General features: G+C 64.1%; 7 protein-coding genes. 2 read left to right on the forward strand and 5 right to left on the reverse strand.

Annotated elements, in window-relative coordinates:
• Positions 1 to 43 precede the first annotated feature (43 nt).
• Positions 44 to 1,579, forward strand: coding sequence for an FAD-dependent oxidoreductase (locus tag HV782_RS19220; RefSeq protein WP_186748137.1), 1,536 nt, complete (start codon positions 44 to 46; stop codon positions 1,577 to 1,579).
• A gap of 128 nt (positions 1,580 to 1,707) precedes the next feature.
• Here HV782_RS19220 and hemB read toward each other — a convergent pair whose 3' ends face one another.
• Complete coding sequence (gene hemB, locus HV782_RS19225) at positions 1,708 to 2,682, reverse strand: porphobilinogen synthase (protein WP_186748138.1); 975 nt, start codon at positions 2,680 to 2,682, stop codon at positions 1,708 to 1,710.
• Positions 2,683 to 2,866: 184 nt separating this feature from the next.
• On the reverse strand, positions 2,867 to 3,565 hold the full coding sequence (locus HV782_RS19230) for a glutathione binding-like protein (RefSeq protein ID WP_123462235.1): 699 nt from the start codon (positions 3,563 to 3,565) through the stop codon (positions 2,867 to 2,869).
• 295 nt (positions 3,566 to 3,860) lie between these two features.
• Here HV782_RS19230 and HV782_RS19235 point away from each other — a divergent pair, with 295 nt between their 5' ends.
• Entirely contained in the window at positions 3,861 to 4,535 is a 675-nt protein-coding gene (locus HV782_RS19235; protein WP_123462233.1) for a histidine phosphatase family protein, read from the forward strand.
• A 131-nt stretch (positions 4,536 to 4,666) separates the two neighbouring features.
• Here the strand turns inward: HV782_RS19235 and mnmH are convergent, their stop codons facing one another.
• The 3 genes from mnmH to HV782_RS19250 form a co-directional block, all read right to left on the reverse strand.
• Positions 4,667 to 5,773, reverse strand: coding sequence for a tRNA 2-selenouridine(34) synthase MnmH (gene mnmH, locus HV782_RS19240; protein WP_186748139.1), 1,107 nt, complete (start codon positions 5,771 to 5,773; stop codon positions 4,667 to 4,669).
• A complete protein-coding gene (selD, locus tag HV782_RS19245) occupies positions 5,773 to 6,807 on the reverse strand; it encodes a selenide, water dikinase SelD (protein WP_123462230.1) in 1,035 nt (344 codons plus the stop codon). Before selD ends, mnmH begins: the two co-directional genes overlap by 1 nt.
• Positions 6,808 to 7,024: 217 nt before the next feature.
• Positions 7,025 to 17,551: an autotransporter-associated beta strand repeat-containing protein gene (locus HV782_RS19250; protein WP_186748140.1), complete on the reverse strand. Its 10,527-nt coding sequence runs from the start codon at positions 17,549 to 17,551 to the stop codon at positions 7,025 to 7,027.
• Positions 17,552 to 17,886 lie beyond the last annotated feature (335 nt).

The raw sequence follows: 17,886 nt of genomic DNA on the forward strand, positions 1-17,886 counted from the left end.
CCTGCTGATCCATACTTGCTGCACAGCTGAAGGAGGACAGGCCATGAACCGCAGCGACGTACTGATCATCGGCGCCGGCCCGACCGGCCTGGTGCTGGCCCTGTGGCTGAGCAAACTCGGTGTGCGCGTGCGCATCCTCGACAAGACCTCCGCCCCTGGCACCACGTCCCGGGCGCTGGCGGTACAGGCGCGAACCCTGGAGTTGTATCGTCAGCTGGATCTGGCCGACACCGTGGTACGCAAGGGCCATCGGGTGGCGGCGGCGAACTTCTGGGTCAACGGCAAACCGGTCGCGCAATTGCCACTGAACCGTATTGGCGAAGGGCTGACACCCTACGCGTTCGTCGAAATCTTCCCCCAGGATGAACATGAACGGCTGCTGATCGAGCGCCTGGAAGATTACGGCGTCAGTGTCGAACGCAACACCACGCTGGAGAGCTTCGAGGAAACCAGCGACGGCCTCACCGCGCATTTGCGCTTGCCCGATGGCGAGCAGGAAATCTGTCAGGCCTGCTATCTGGCGGGCTGCGACGGCGCCCGTTCGGTGGTGCGCAAATCCCTCGACGCCGGTTTTCCTGGCGGCACGTATCAACAGATCTTCTATGTGGCAGACGTCAAGGCCAGCGGCCCGGCGATGAATGGCGAGCTGCACCTGGACCTGGATGAGGCGGACTTTCTCGCGGTGTTCCCGTTGGCTGGCGAAGGCCGCGCGCGGCTGATCGGCACGGTGCGCGACGAGCGTGCGGATCGCGCCGACACCCTGGCGTTTTCCGATGTCAGCAGCCGCGCCATCGAACACCTGAAAGTCCATATCGAGGACGTGCACTGGTTTTCCACCTACCGCGTGCATCACCGGGTGGCCGAACACTTTCGCAGCGCTCGCGCGTTCCTGCTCGGCGATGCCGCGCACGTGCACAGTCCGGCCGTTGGTCAGGGCATGAACACCGGCATCGGCGATGCGATCAATCTGGCGTGGAAACTCGCGGCGGTGCTCGGCGGCGGCGCCGAACCGGGCCTGCTCGACAGCTACGAAACCGAACGCATTGCCTTCGCCCGTCGACTGGTGTCGACCACCGACAAAGTGTTCAGCTTCGTCACCGCCGAGGGGCGCATGGCCGATCTGCTGCGCATGCGGGTGGCACCGTTTCTGATCCCGAAACTGGCGGCGTTCGAGGCCAGCCGCGAATTTCTCTTTCGCACTGTGTCGCAAGTCACCCTCAACTACCGCGGCATGCCGCTCAGCCAGGGCGTGGCCGGCCACGTGCACGGCGGCGATCGCCTGCCGTGGGCGCATGACGGTGAAGGCGATAATTACGAGCCACTACGGCAGCCGTGCTGGCAGGTGCACGTGTACGGCGACACCAGCGACGAGATGATCGCCTGGTGCCACGCACACCATCTGCCGCTGCATGTGTTCGACTGGCGTCCGGCGTTTGAAACAGCGGGGTTGGGGCGTAACGGATTTTATCTGTTGCGCCCCGACACCTATGTGGCGATAGCGGACAACAGCGCCGATCCGAAGGTGATCGAACGCTATTTTCGCGATCACGGGATCCGGCCGTATTTCGCCTGCCCCTGACCCAAAAACACCCAAAAACCTGTGGGAGCTGGCTTGCCAGCGATGAGGCCGGCACAGTCAAAATCAACGTTGACTGAGCTACCGCAATCGCTGGCAAGCCAGCTCCCACAAGGGCACTTCGGTGTTTGTCAGATCCCGGCCAGCGCCAGATCCATCGCAAAGTAGGTGAAGATCAGATCCGCACCCGCTCGCTTGATGGCGCCGAGGCTTTCACGCACCACGCGGTCCTCGTCAATCGCCCCGGCCTTCGCGCCGAACTTGATCATCGCGTACTCGCCGCTGACCTGATACGCCGCCAGCGGCAGGTTCGAGGCCTGACGGATGTCGCGGATGATGTCCAGGTACGCACCGGCCGGTTTGACCATCAGTGCATCGGCGCCTTCCTGCTCGTCGAGCAGCGATTCGCGCAGGGCTTCGCGGCGGTTCATCGGGTTCATCTGGTAGCTTTTGCGATCGCCCTTCAGCGCGCTGCCACCGGCCTCGCGGAACGGGCCGTAGAGGGCCGAGGCGAATTTGGTCGAATAGGCCATGATCGGGATCTGCGTGAAGCCGGCCGCGTCGAGGGCCTGACGAATCGCCCGCACCTGACCGTCCATCGCCGCCGACGGCGCGATCACGTCAGCACCGGCGCGCGCGGCCGCCACCGCTTGTTTGCCGAGGTTGATCAAGGTCTGATCGTTGTCCACTTCATGGTTGTGCAGCACGCCACAGTGGCCGTGATCGGTGTATTCGCAGAAGCAGGTGTCGGACATCACGATCATGTCCGGCACGGCGTCCTTGGCAATGCGCGACATGCGCGAGACCAGGCCGTCTTCGCGCCAGGTGTCGCTGCCGTTGCTGTCCAGATGGTGCGACACGCCGAAGGTCATCACCGACTTGATCCCGGCACGGGCATAGCGCTCGATCTCGCTGGCCAGTTTGCGCTCGGGAATGCGCATCACCCCAGGCATACTCTTGATCGGCACGAAATCGTCGATGTCTTCTTCGACGAAAATCGGCAGCACCAGATCGTTCAGGCTGAATTCGGTTTCCTGGAACAGACTGCGCAGGCTCGCATTGCGGCGCAGACGGCGGGGACGTGCTTCGGGGAACTGACTGGACATGGGGCCTTTCCTGAAATCGGAAGATGAGACGAAAGTCGTAGGGGGCGAAGCTTATGCCTTGCGGCGGGCGGGGTACAAACCTGGATCAATCAAGAGTGCATTACCGGGGGCGTAATAATCCTTCAGCTTCACCCTGAAACCCTGTGGGAGCTGGCAAGCCAGCTCCCACAGGGTCGTGTGTCGATTACGACGGAATGGTCAGGCCTCGAATCACCGCCGGCCGGGCCAGGAAGCGCTCGAGCACGCGGGTGACGTTCGGGAAGTTCTGGATGCCGACCAGATCCCCGGCCTCATAGAACCCGATCAAGTTGCGCACCCACGGGAACGTTGCGATGTCGGCAATGGTGTAGCGCTCGCCCATGATCCAGTCGCGGCCTTCCAGCCGACCGTCGAGCACCTTGAGCAGGCGTGTGCTTTCGTCGACGTAGCGATCCCGGGGACGCTTGTCCTCGTAGTCCTTGCCGGCGAATTTGTTGAAGAAACCGAGCTGGCCGAACATCGGGCCGATGCCGCCCATCTGGAACATCAGCCACTGAATGGTTTCGTAACGCAGTGCGCCTTCCTGAGCCAGTAACTGGCCACTTTTGTCGGCCAGGTAAATCAGGATCGCCCCGGATTCAAACAACGGCAGCGGCTGGTCGCCGGGACCGTGAGGGTCGAGGATCGCCGGAATCTTGTTGTTCGGGTTCAACGACAGGAACTCGGCAGACAACTGGTCCTGGGTGTCAAAGCCGACGCGGTGCGGTTCGTACGGCAGGCCGATCTCTTCGAGCATGATCGAGACTTTGACGCCGTTGGGCGTTGGCAGGGAATAGAGCTGAATCCAGTCAGGGTACTGCGCGGGCCATTTCCGGGTGATCGGGAACGCGGACAGATCGGTCATGGGAAGCATCCAGTCACAATTTAAAGCCTGATCATAATGTAGGCGCGGCCACGGGCTGCGATGTTTTTGATCGGGCTTTTGCAAAACAAAATCAAAAATTCGCCGCCGCCAGCCGATTCTGCACGAACCGTAACATCCCTCGTCTACGGTGCATGAACCAAACCGGCCTCAGGGACTCTGAGCTATGCCATTCGCAAAGGAAGCACGACACGACAGGGAAAACACCCGGAGCTGGGAGCCCGCGGTGGAACGGTTTGTCAGCCTCAACCGACATTGCTGAAGAATCCTTTATCCAATGACGAACCTCATGAGATTCGCCAAACGCTTCAACCATCGCGCGTACATGGCCCTGCCCTCCCTGCTGGCGGTCAGTGCGTTGTTCCTGTCGCTGGAATCGAGCCAGATTCGCGCGCAACCGGTGGACGGCACCCAGACGCTGGTGTTTCTGCGCCACGCGGAGAAGCCCGATGGCGGGCTCGGCCAGCTTAATTGCCAGGGCCTGAACCGTGCGATCGAGCTGTCGACGCTGCTGCCGGAAAAGTTCGGCAAGGCCGATTACGTGTTCGCCGCCGACCCGACGCGCAATGTCGAGGAAGGCGAGCTGGACAACTCCTACAGCTACATTCGGCCTCTGATGACCATCAGCCCCGCCGCCATCAAACTCGGCCTGCCAGTGAACATCGAGTTTTCGGCCAACGACACCAGCGACCTGGCCCGCGAACTGCTGGAGGACAAGTACCACAACTCGACGATCTACACCGCGTGGTCCCACGGCTATCTGCCAGAGCTGATCAACAAGGTCGCCGGGAAAGCGCTGGGCGAGAAACAGAACATCACCGACGACTGGGCGGCCAACGATTTCGACTCGCTGTATGTGCTGACCCTGACCTGGCACAACGGCAAAGCCAGTCTGCAGAGCCACAGCTACAAGCAGGGGCTGGATCATGGCAAGCAAACCTGTCCGACCTGAATCTTGCTGATTCATGCGGGCCTCATCGCTGGCAAGCCGGCTCCCACAGGGTTCCAGGACGTATACAAATTTCATGTACATCCGCGATACCTGTGGGCGCTGGCTTGCCAGCGATGCGGCCGGCAAAAACACTATGAATCTTTCTGATTCAAGCGCTCGCGAAGATACTCAAGCACCGCCCCGCGCTCCCCCGCAAACTCGATCCGCCCGCCCTTCTTCTCGCGCTGAAATACATACATCGGGTCGTAATACTCACGCAGCAAGCCTTCGATCCAGCCGCGATGCAAATCCACCGCCCCGCTACGCCCCTGCTCGGCCAGCGCGTCTTCCATCAGCATCAACATCCGCCGATGCCGCTCGCCACCCAGGCGCTTCTGCACATTGTTCAGGCTTTCGAGCAGCCGCTCGGAAAACAGCAAAAAACCGTCCTCGCCATGCACCGTGGCAAACTCCGCAGACAGGTCCACCACGTAATCGCGCAGGATCCGCTCTACGCGATGTTCAAAACGGTCCTCGAGCCAGACCATCGGGTACTGCTGCATGCCCTGATACAGCGGCAGCGGCAAGGCGCAACTGCCGACCACCCGGCTCTCGTCCTCGAGCACGAACTGCTCGATCCCGGCGTCGCGTTTCTTGAGGATGTCGATGGCCAGACGGTTCTCGAAATCAATGTTCGACGGCTGCCCGGTGGCCCGTTTGCCAAAGCTTGAACCGCGATGGTTGGCGTGCCCCTCAAGGTCCAGACCATTGCGCAGTTGCACCAGCACTTCGGTCTTGCCGGTGCCGGTCATGCCGCCGAGCAAAACGAAATCACATTGGTCGATGGCCTGCTCCAGGGTGTCGATCAGGAAGGTGCGCATCGCCTTGTAGCCACCGCCGACACGCGGATAGTCAATGCCGGCCTCGTCGTGCAGCCACTGTTGGGTGATCTGCGAACGCAAACCGCCTCGAAAACAATAGATAAGACCATCGGGGTGGGCCCGGGCAAAATCGGCCCAGGCTTGAATACGCTCGGCCTTGACCGCACCGGACACCAGTTGATGGCCCAGTTCGATAGCAGCCTGTTGCCCATGCTGCTTGTAACAGGTGCCGATCTTCTGCCGCTCGATGTCATTCATCAGCGGCAGATTGATCACGCCGGGGAACGCGCCCTTGTGAAACTCGACTGGCGCGCGGGCGTCCATCAGCGGCCGGTCGTTGAGGAAAATGTCACGGTAGTCGGTGCAATCGCGGTGCATCAAATCACCTCGACTGCGTTCGTCTGTCGCTCAACCAGTTCGCCGATTGGCTCAAGGTTCAGGCCCAGTTCGGCGGCGACGGCGAGGAACTCGTTATTGCCCTCAGGCGTGACGGCAATCAACAGACCGCCGCTGGTTTGCGGGTCGCACAACAGCCGTTTGTGCAGTTCTTGCACGCGGCCGACCTTGCTTGAATAGCTGTCGAAGTTGCGCAACGTACCGCCGGGGACGCAGCCCTGATCGAGGTAATACTCAACGCTGTCCAGACGCGGCACGCGGTCGTAGGCGATGCGTGCGGTAAGCTGGCTACCGTCGGCCATTTCCACCAGGTGGCCGAGCAGGCCGAAACCGGTGACATCGGTCATCGCCGTCACGCCGGCGAGTTTGCCGAAGCGGCTGCCGGGTTTGTTCAGCGTGCACATCCAGTCGCGGGCCACGCCAACATCGCCAGGACGCAACTTGCCCTTTTTCTCGGCGGTGGTAAGGATGCCGATGCCCAGGGGTTTGGTCAGGTACAGCAGGCAACCGGCGGTGGCGGTGTCGTTGCGTTTCATATGACGCTTTTCCACCAGACCGGTGACGGCGAGGCCGAAGATCGGCTCCGGCGCATCAATCGAATGCCCGCCCGCCAGTGGAATGCCCGCTGCGTCGCACACCGCACGGCCGCCACGAATCACTTCACGCGCCACTTCCGGGGCCAGCACATTGACCGGCCAGCCGAGGATCGCAATCGCCATCAACGGATCACCGCCCATCGCGTAGATGTCGCTGATTGCATTGGTCGCCGCGATGCGGCCGAAATCGAACGGGTCGTCGACGATCGGCATAAAGAAGTCAGTGGTCGACACCACACCGCGCTCGGCATCAATCTCGTACACGGCCGCATCATCGCGCGAGGCATTGCCCACCCACAGTTTCGGATCGAGGTTCTGCGCCCCGCTGCCGGCCAGAATCACCTCCAGCACCTGCGGGGAAATCTTGCAGCCGCAACCGGCGCCGTGGCTGTATTGGGTCAGACGAATCGGCTCGCTCATCAGGGGAGTCTCTGGCAATGGATGGGGCGGATTCTAGCAGAGCGCGGGCGGGCAGATTTTTGCGCTGGATGACAGGGCCTCTTCGCAAGTTCGCTCGCAACAGCTATCGACCGCTCCCCGCCGACTCAAGGCCGGACGCAAACAACCTCGCCATTGTGCCCAGCAAAAAAAAACCGCCCTCGCGGGCGGCTGAAAGTGCTTCGACCCTAAACCTGAATCAGAAGCTTTGACTGAAGCTGATGTTGAAGGCGCTGTCGTTGTTGTCGCTCGACACCTGGCCCGAGTAGCCGATGCCCAGCTTGCCGGTCGGGGTGACCTGGAAGTCGATGCCGGCTTCGAGCAGCGCGCTGTCCTTGGCAATCGGCACGCCCTGGGTGCTGAACGAGGCGCCGCCGTCGATGAAGCTCAGGTCGGCGTCAGACTTGGTGTCGCCGTACGCATGGCGCCAGCCGATGGCTGCGCGGGGCGTCAACTGGCTGCCGTTGGCCAGGGTCACCAGCTTGCCGACGCGCACCCCGAGGGTCGAGTAGGTGATGTCCTGATCGGCGTCAGCCTTCAGGCGCCCCACTCCGCCTTTTTCCTTGGCGGTATCGCTGTCGTAGTTGACGTAGGCCAGCCCGGCGAACGGCTCGATGGCCACTCCCGCCGCGCTGATCGCGTACCCCACTTCACCGAACACCTGCGCGCTGCGCGCGTCGTAATCCGCCTTCAGGCGGTCGTTGTAGCTGCCGACGCTGACATCGCGTTTGCTCTCGATGCTGTGCCAGCTGTATGCCGCGCCGAGGCGCACGGCCAGTGCATCGAATTGCGAGTTCAGGTAACCGGCCAGGTGGTAGCTGTCGACCTTGGCATCGGAGTTGCGATCATGTGCATTGAGGTTGCTGCGGGTGTAACCGGCGGCCATCCCGGCACGCCAGGTGTCGTCCAGCGCCTTGTCGGTGCCGAGCATGAAACCGCCAAGGTTGCGATCGACTTTCGCCGTGTTGCTGTCGCCGCCCATGTCACCCCAGGCACCGATGGCCCGGATCCAGCCGACCATTTCCCCGTGACAGCCGTTGCTGCTCAGTTGGGTGTCGCTCGGTGCCAGCGTCCGGCGTGGATCGTCCGAGGCGCTGCACGACGGCTGGCGCATGCGGTCATTGACCGCCTCACGGATGAAGCGCGAATCCTCGAGCATGGCGCTGGCCGTGCTGGCGTGGATTTCCCCGGACAGACTGTCGAACGCGTTACGCGCACCGGCCACGCTGAGGTTGACGATCTGATTCTGCAGGGCCGCCCCCGCCGGGCCGTTAAGGGTGAGTGCCGTGGCGGTGGCGCGCTGGTTACCCGTGGCGGCGACGTCGGCGAACGAGTTGCCGTTGCGGCTGACGGCCAGGGTGACCGAGTCGGCACCATAGATCAGCGAGCTGTCGAGGAACGCATACTGCGGCAGATCGGCTGTACTGAAGGTGCCGGTCACGCCGCCACCTGCGGTGATCAGTGAGTATCTGGTGTTACCGGTGAACGGCGCGAGGCTGTTGACCACCAGCCCGCCACCGAGGGTGGCCGTGCCCCCTACTGCCAGCGGCGTGGCGGTCGGCGAACTGACCGTCAACGCCAAGACACCATCCGCCGCGTTGCTCAGGTTACCGGCCACACTCAAGGTGCCGTCGGCGCCACCGGAAGCCACTACACCGTGGTTGACCACCGAGCCAACGCTGCCGTTGCCGCTCAAGCCCGCACCGTTGGCGACAGTGACCTGCCCGCCCAGCGAGGCCCGGGCCGCACGGTTGCCGACTTGCAGCACGCCCTGATCGACCGCAACCGTGCCAGTGAACGGTTGATCACCGGTCAACAACAAGGTACCGGCGCCACGTTTGGCCAGCGCTCCGGCGCCCTTGATGGCGCCATTGAACCGGCCATCGGTGTTCTGCAGGAACACCAGTGAGGCGTTGTTGGTGATGTTGCCTTGCAAGCTGGTGGTGTTACCGACCAGCGTACCGCCACTGACCGTGGTACCACCGCTGTAGGTGTTGGCAGCGCTCAGCAGCAATGTGCCGGCGTCGAGTTTTTCGATGCCGCCGGTGCCGATCAGCGGCACGTCGATTTCGGCACTGCCGCCGGCATTTACCCGGATCGGCGCTGGCGTGCCACCGGGGCCGTTGACCGGAGTCAGTGTATCGCCGGCATCCGGAACCAGGCTGTAGCCACCGACGAGGAACTGCAGGCCGGTGAAGTTCTGATTGCCCTGCACCGTGACCGTGCCGCCCTGCCCGCCGAATACGGCGAACTGACCGTTGGCAGCCAACGCTTGCGTGCCGCTCGGATCAGTCCAGTTGGTCGCCGGGCCCCACACGCCACTGCCGCCGCCGATGCTGCCGTCAGGGTTGGTGGTGCCGCCGTTCCAGAACTGCACTTCACCCGGCGTGCCCTGCACCAGCAGGTTGACCTGATTGGCAATCGCCGTTTGCAGGGTCAGGTTGGCCGCCGACACCGGCAGGCTGCCGTAGATCAGACCGTTGTCGGTCAGGCTGCCGCCGTAGCTGAAGAGTTGGTAGACCCCGGTGCCGAAACCGCCGGCGTTGCTGATGTTCAGCGTGCCGTCGAGGGTCAGGTTGCCGGCGACGTTGACCACGGTGGTCGAACTGCTGGCCGAGCCAAGGCTGAAGTCCAGATTGCTGCCCGAGGACAACGCCAGCGCGCCGACCGACAACGGCGTGGCGGTACCACCACCGGTCAGCGTTGCGCCGCTGGCCAGTTGCACGTTACCGCCCAGTTGCCCGCTGCCGCCGACTTTCGCGCCGCTGGCGACGTTGACGTTGGCGCTGTTGAGCACACCGTTGACGATCAGGTTGCCGGCCTGCACCGAGGTGTCGCCGGTGAAGGTGTTGTTGCCGCTGAGCAGCAACTGGCCAGTGCCGGTTTTGTTCAGCGTACCGCTGCCGGTGAGGTTGCCGGTGTAGCTGCCGTCGGCGTTCTGCGCGAAGGTCAGCGCCGCGTTGTTGACGATCGCGCCTTGCAGGCTGCTGGTGTCGCCAGTGGTGCTGCCGCCGTTCAGCGTGGTGCCGCCGCTGTAGGTGTTGGCACCGCTGAGCAGCAAGTCGCCGCTGCCGTTTTTCACCAGGCTGCCGGTGCCGGTGATGGCGCCGAGCAGCGTGGTGTTCTGGTTGCCGGCCAGGGTCAGTTGCGCACCGAGGTTGACCGCGTTGGCCAGTTGCAGCGCCGAGGTGCTGTCGAGGGTGCCGTTGCCGGTCACGCTCAGGGCGCCGCTGCTGATTGCGCTGTTGTTGCCCAGCACCAGCGTGCCGCCAGCCAGTTGCGTGCCGCCGCTGTAGGTGTTGCTGCCGTTGATGGTCAGGCTCGACGCGCCGGACTTGATCAGGCTGCCGGCACCGCTGACGACACCGTCGAGGGTCAAGGCGTTGCTGCCGGCGACGGTCAGGCCGCCATTGAGCAGCACGTTGTTGGCGAGGCTGATCGCTGCATTGCTGTCCAGTGCGGTGCCGTCCGCTGCGGTCAGCACACCCGTGCCGAGCGCGGCGTTGTTGCCGACAACGATCTTGCCGCCATTCAGCGCAGTACCGCCGGTGTACCCGTTGGCGGCGTTGAGCACCAGCGTGCCGCTGTCGTATTTGCCGAGGGTGCCGGTGCCGTTGAGCGCCACGCCGAGGGTTGCGGTGGCGTTCGGATCGACCCGCACCGAAGCATTGCCCATCGAGCCGTTGACCAGGTTCAGCGAACCCGCCGTGCCGTTCTGCAGGCTGTAGCCGTCGGTGACGAACTGCATGCCGGTGATGGTTTGCGCGCCGTTGACCGTCACCGTGCCCGCCGTGCCCTGGAATACCGCGAAGTTATTGGTCCAGGCCTGATTGGTGGTGCCGTTGACGTCAGTCCAGTTGGTGGTGCCGGAACCCCAGGTGCCGCTGCCGCCCTCCACCGAGCCGTTGGCCACCAGTTGGTTGCCGTCCCAGAGCTGCACGGTGACGCCCGGCGCAGTGACCAGCAGGTTGATCTGGTTGGCCAGCGCGGTCTGCAGAGTCAGGTCACCGGGGGTGACGCTGCCCGGCACCGTGCCGATCAGCAGGCCGTTGTCGGTCAGGCCACCGGTGTAGTTGATCAGGCGATACACGCCGCTGCCAAAACCGCCGATGTCGCTGACGTTGAGGGTGCCGTCCAGGGTCAGGTTGCCGCCGACGTTGACCAGCGCGCTGCCGCCACCGACGACCGGAGCGCCGAGGCCGACGTCGAAGTTCGAGTTGCCGCTGAACACCAGCGAATCCACCGACAAGGTGCTGCCGGTCGCGCCCGCCAGATGCCCGCCATCGGCTACCGTCACCGCACCGGTCAAGGTGCCGCTGCCGCCGAGGGTGCCACCGTTGTTGACCAGCACGTTGCCGCTGGCCAGTGAGCCGTTGACCTGCAAGGTGCCGGCGTTGACGTTGGTGTCGCCGGTCAGGTCGCTGATGCCGCTGAGGGTCAGCGTGCCAGTGCCAAGTTTGCTCAGCCCGCCGTCGCCGCTGAGGACACCGGAGAAGGTGCTGCTGACGTTGTTGCCGCCAAGGCTCAAGGTGTTGCCGGTGCCGACCAGCGCCGTGCCGCTGCCGGTGAGGCTGGCGAGACCGCCCGAAGCGCCGAGGTTGAGCGCCGCGCCGCCAGCCAGATTGACCGAAGCGTTGTTGCCCAAGGCATTGGCGCTGAGGGTGGTGAGGCTGCCGGACAGCACATCGAAAATGCCGCTGAAGGTGTTGTTGCCGGACAGGGTCACGTCGGCCAGACCGTTCTTGGTCAGGGTGCCCGCCCCGGCAATCACGCCGCCGAGGGTCAGGTTGTTGTTGCCGGCCAGGCTCAGGTTGGCATTGAGGTTGACGTTGTTCGCCAGCACCAGCGGCGCGCTGCTGTCGAGGCTCGAGGCGCCGGCCACGGTCAGTGCGCCGCTGCCGAGCGCAGCACCTGTGCCGAGGGTCAGCGTACCGGCGTTCAGCGTGGTGCCACCGGTGTAAGTGTTGATGCCGTTGAGCGTCAGGTTCGACGCGCCGTTCTTGATCAGCCCGCCCGCACCGCTGACCACGCCAGCGAGGCTCAAGTTGTTGCTGCCGGTGTTGCTCAGGTTGGCGTTGAGCACCACGTTGTTGCCCAGACTCACGGCGCTGCTGCTGTCGAGCGCCGAGGCGCCCGCCACGCTCAGGTTGCCCAGCCCCAGCGCCGAGTTGCTGCCGGCAGTCAGGGTACCGGCGTTCAGCGCGATGCCGCCAAGGAAGTTGTTATTGCCACTCAGGGTCAGGTTGGCCGCACCGTTCTTGGTCAGGCTGCCGGCGCCGTTGACCGTACCCGCCAGCGTCAGGTCCGCCGTGCCGCCGATGCCCAGGTTGCCGGCGAGGTTGACCGCGTTGTTCAGCGAAACCGCAGTGCTCGCATCGACGCTGGTGCCCGCCGCGGCGTTCAGCGTGCCAGAGCCCAGTGCCGAGTTCGACGCCAGAATCAACCCGCCGGCGTTCAACGCTACCGGGCCGAGAAAGGCGTTGTTGCCGCCGAGGGTCAGGTTGGCCGCGCCGTTTTTGATCAATCCGCCAGTGCCGCCAATCACCCCGTTGAGCGCCAGTGCATTGCTGCCGACCACGGTCAGATTGCCATTGAGCGTCGCGGCATTGCCGAGGGTCACGGCGGTGTTGCTGTCCAGTTGGGTACCGGCGTTGGCGGTCAGCGTACCGCTGCCCAGCGCGGTGTTGCTGCCGACGATGATCTTGCCGCCGTCCAGTTGCGTGCCACCGCTGTAAGTGTTGGCGCCATTGAGTACCAGGGTGCCGGCATCGAGTTTATTGAGGATGCCGCTGCCATCAATATTGACGCCGACAGTGGCGGTCACGCCCGGATCGACGCGCACCGCCGTAGTCCCGCCGGTGCCGTTGACGGCGGTCAGCTGCCCTGCCGCACCGTTGACCAGGCTGTAGCCATCCGTGATGAACTGCAGGCCGGTGAACGATTGCGTGCCATTCACCGTCACCGTACCGGCGGTGCCCTGGAATACCGCGAAGTCACTGGCCCACGGTTGGTTGACCAGCCCGTTGGCATCGGTCCAGTTGGTGCCGACCGCGTTCCAGGTGCCGCTGCCACCGTCGACCAGGCCGTTGGCGATGGTCTGGCTGCCGTCCCAGTAACGGATGTTGCTGTTGGGTGCCGACACCTGAATGTTGATCTGATTGGCCACCCCGGTTTGCACCACCAGATCGCCCAGCGCATAACCGACCGGCACGCTGGCCACGTCCAGACCGAGGTTGCTCAGGCTGCCGGTGTAGTTGAACAGGCGATACACGCCGACGCCGAACCCACCGGCATCGGTGACGTTGAGATTGCCGTCGAGGGTCAGGTTGCCACCGATGTTCATCAGCGAGGCGGTCGACGGTGTACCCAGCGCCACATCGACGTTGCTGCCGGCCCCGAGGGTCAGCGCACTCGCCGACAAGGTGTTGCCCGACGACAGCGCCAGATGCCCGCCGTTGTTGATGTTCACCGCGCCGAGCGCCGAGCCGGTACCGGTCAGGGTGCCGCCGGTATTGACGTTGAGTTGCGCGCTGGCCAGCGAACCGCTGAGGTTCACGGTGCCGCCATTGATCGCGGTGTTGCCGGTGACGCCGTTGATTCCAGTGAGATTCAACGTGCCGGTGCCGATTTTGGTCAGGCCACCGCTGCCGCTGAGATCACCATCAAACGTGCTGGTGAGGTTGCCGCCACCGACGGTCAAGGTGTTGCTGCCGGTCAGTTGCACACTGCCGCTGCCGGTCAGCGCACCGAGGCTGGCATCGCTGCCCAGATTCAGGCTGGCGCCGGCGCTGATGTTCACCCCGGAGGTATTGCCCAGTGCCCCGCTGTTGAGGGTGGTGACGCTGCCGGAGACGATATTCAGTGCACCGCTGAAGGTGTTGCTGCCGGCCAGCGTCAGGTCAGACAGACCGTTTTTGGTCAGGCTGCCGGCGCCGTCGATGATGCCGTTGAGGGCCAGGTCGTTGTTGCCTGCCACGGTCAGTCCGGCATTCAGGGTGATCGCGTTGCCGATGCCGAACGAGGCGCTGTTGTCGAGGGTCGCCGCACCGCCGACGGTCAAGCCGCCGCTGCCCAGACCGTTGGCATTGCCCAGGGTCAGGGTGCCGGCGTTGAGCGTGGTGCCGCCGCTGAAGGTGTTGTTGCCGTTGAGCGTCAGGTTGGCCGCGCCGTTCTTGATCAATGGGCCGGTGCCGCTGGTGATGCCACCGAGGGTCAGATTCTGCGTACCGCCCACGCTCAGCGCGGCATTCAGGGCGACGTTGTTGTTGAGGCTGACCAGCGGCGAATTGCTGTCCAGCGTCGCCGCACCAGTCACGGTCAGGGCCCCGGAACCCAACGCCGAACTGTTGCCGACAGTCACGGTACCGGCATTCAGCGTGGTGCCGCCGAGGTAGTTGTTGGCCGCGTTGAGAATCAGGTTGGCCGTGCCGTTTTTCACCAGACTGCCGGCGCCGCTGACCAGACCGGTTAGGGTAAGGTCGGCCGTGCCGCCGACGTTCAGCGCGCCGGCCAGGCTCACCGCGTTGTTCAGGCTGACCGCCGTGTTGGCGTCCAGCGTGGTGTTGGCCGCCGCGTTCAACGAACCGGCGCCCAGCGCGCCGTTGGCGCCGACAATCAGTGTGCCGGCGTTCAGCGCGGTGTTGCCGAAATAGGTGTTGGCGCCGTTGAGGGTCAGGTCGGCCGCGCCGTTCTTGATCAGGCCACCGATGCCCGCGACCACACCGCCGAGGGTCAGCGCATTGCTGCCGCCGACGGTCAGGGTGCCGCCGAGGTTGACGTTGTTGGTCAGCGTCGCCGCCGTGCCGGCATCCAGCGTGGTGCCGTTCGAGGCGTTCAGAGCGCCCATCCCCAGCGCAGTGCTGGAACCGACGATCAGCGAACCGGCGGTCAGCGCCGTGGTGCCGGTGTAGGTGTTGTTGCCGTTGAGGGTCAGGCTCGACGCGCCGTTCTTGATCAGACCATTGCTGCCGCTGATGACCCCGCCGAGGGTCAGCGCGTTGGCGCCACCAGCGGTGAGGTTGGCGTTGAGGGTGATCGCATTGTTCAACGTCACTGCCGAACTGCTGTTGAGGGTGCCCGCCCCGGCCACGGTCAGTGCGCCGGTACCGAGTGCCGCGCCGTCGCCGACGGTCAGGCTGCCGGCGTTCAGCGTGGTGCCGCCGCTGAACGTGTTGGCGCCGCTGAGGGTCAGGTTGGCCGTGCCATTTTTGATCAACTGACCGGCACCGTTGACCAAACCGGACAGGGTCAGGCCACTGCTGCCACCGATGGTCAGAGCACTGCTGTTGAGGTTGATGGTGTTGTTCAGGTTGACGGCGGTGTTGCTGTCCAGCGTTGCCGTATCGGTGACCGACAAGACGCCAGTGCCCAGCGCCGCAGCGTTGCCTGCGGTGAGGGTGCCGGCCGCCAGCGTGGTGCCGCCGGTAAAGGTGTTGGCGCCGTTGAGCACCAGGTTGGTGAACCCGCGTTTGGTCAGTCCGCCACCGCCGCTGACGACGCCGCTGAGGGTCAGGTTGGCGCTGCCGCCGATGTCCAGATTGCCGCCGAGGCTGATCGCGTTGGTCAGCGCCACCGCGGTGCTGGTATCGAGGGTGGTGCCCGCCGCAGTGGTCAATGCGCCGGTGCCCAGCGCGGTGTTGGAGCCGACAATCAGCGTGCCGGCATTCAGCGCAGTGCCGCCGACGAAGGTGTTGTTGCCGCTGAGGGTCAGGCTCGCGGTGCCGTTCTTGATCAGGTTGCCGGCGCCACTGACGACGCCGCTCAGGCCCAATGCCTGCGTGCCGCCGATGGTCAAATCCGCCGCCAGCGCGACGGCATTGGCCAGGGTCACCGCCGTGGTGGCATCCAGCGTAGTGCCTGCGGCCGCGTTCAACGCGCCAGTGCCCAGCGCAGTGTTGCTGCCGACGAACAGGCTGCCGGCGTTGAGGAGCGTGTTGCCGGCGTTGGTGTTGTTGCCGCTCAGGGTCAGGCTGGCGCTGCCGGATTTGGTGATGCCGCCAGTGCCGCTCAACACGCCGCCGAGGGTCAGGGCGTTGCTGCCGAGCACGTTGAGTGCGCCGGTCATCGCGATGTTGTTGGCCAGGGTGACGTTGGCGGTGCTGTCCAGGTTTGTGCCGGCGGCGGTGTTCAGCGCGCCACTGCCCAGCGCGTCGTTGTTGGTCACCAGCAGGCTGCCGGCGCTCAGGGTGGTAGTGCCGCTGTAACCGCTGTTGGCGCCGCTGAGGGTCAGGCTGCCAGTGCCGGTCTTGGTCAGGCCGCTGCTGCCGGTGATCAGGCCGCCGAGCGTCAATGCGCCGGTGCCGCTGGTCGTCAATGTGCCGCCGAGGCTGATGGCGTTGTTCAGATTGATCGTGCCGGGCGCGCTCAAGGTAGTCGCGCCGGTGACGTTGAGGGTGCCGGTGCTCAGCGCCAGGTTGTTGCCCAACTGCACGGTGCCGCCGTTGAGCGTGGTGTTGCCCAGGTAGGTGTTGGCGGCGCTGAGGCTCAGTTGCCCGGAACCGACTTTGGTCAGACCGCCGCTGCCGGAGATCACGCCGCTCAGGGTGGTGGCGTTGGTGCCTTGCACGGTCACGCCCCCGGCGCCGAGGGAGATCAGGTTGCTGACGTTCAAGCCGGCATTGCTGGCTTGCAGGATCCCGCCATTGGAGGTGAGGACACCGCTGCCGAACGTGGCGTTGTTGTTGAACTGGGCGACACCGCCATTGAGCGTGGTCGCGCCACTGACCAGTGGCCCCTGCAAGGTCCAGGTGCCGCTGTTGATGGTCAGGTTGTTGAAGTTGACGTAGTTGGCGCTCGACGCCGTGCCGACGCCGGTTGTGCCGCCGCCGACGCCGATCGGGTTCTGCAGGATCAGGCTGTTGGTGCCGCCCGCGCCACCATCAACGGTCCCGGTCGGGGCGAAAGTCAGGTTGATGCCGATCAGTCCGCCGAGGCCGACGCTGATTTGCACGCCGTCACCGACACTGACCGACGAGCCGGTGATTGCCGTGAAGGTGTTGGTACTGCTCGCGCCCATCGACACGCCGCCAGTGATGGCACCGGCGTTGGTGAAGGTGTTGCCCGCCGCCGAGGTCTCGAAGGCGATCCGGCCGTTGATGGTACCGGTGCTGCTGTTGGTCATGTTGACCTGCGAACCGCCATACACGCCAACCACCGGGGTGTCGGCCAGGGTGATGCCGCCGACCGAAAGCCCGGTCGAGGTGATGGTGCCGTTGTTGGTGATGGTGGTGGTGCCGGCTGAGGCGTTGTTCACCGCGATGCCCAGGCCGTCGATGCTGGTCAGGTTAAGCCCGAGCAACATGCCGGTGCCGCGGATGACTCCGCTGGCGTTGTTGAGCACGCTGACCGTGCTGGTTGCGCCTGAGCCGATGAAGGCACCGCCGCTCAACACCGAGACCAGACCGAGCAGCGCCGGGTCGATCGTGCCGGAGTTGTTCAGAGTGATGTTGACCCCGGTCAGGTCCATCACATGGCCGCCGAGGGTCGCGTTCATTTGCGCGCTGGAGTTGACGTTGACCGTCAGGCCACTGGTGGCGCTGGAAAAGTTGTTGAGAAATAGCGGCAGAGTCGGCACACCGCTACAAGTCACGGTGGAACCGGCCGTGGAGCAGGTGGCCAATGCAGGTGCGCTGACACCGCCAAACAACAACCCGGCAACGCTCAGGTGCACAGCAAGAGAAAGAGGGGAAAAACGCGAAACGAGGGCAACACCAAACCTTGCTTCCACGGGCAACTACTCCTTGTCGTGGCCAATTTCTTCCTTGAAAGCGTGCAAAGCCGCGCTTATTCCACACGCGAATCAAGACTGCGACGGTCATCACAAAACCGCTGATTGGGGACAACGCTAGTAGACGCCCCGCGATGGAGCACGGATTAAATGGTGTTAATACTTTAATACTAGGGCCTTCTAAACCGCGGGTTTCGGCCAGCAAACACTAGCTCTGATCGCCCAACGAACCCTGCAGGAGTGAGGCTGCTCGCGATGGCGTCGTGTCAGATCACTCGATTTTGTCTGATACGCCGCCATCGCGAGCAGGCCCAAGCCTACAAGGGGAACGCAGT

Origin of the sequence: Pseudomonas monsensis (genome assembly GCF_014268495.2) — a bacterium.
GTDB lineage: Bacteria > Pseudomonadota > Gammaproteobacteria > Pseudomonadales > Pseudomonadaceae > Aquipseudomonas > Aquipseudomonas monsensis.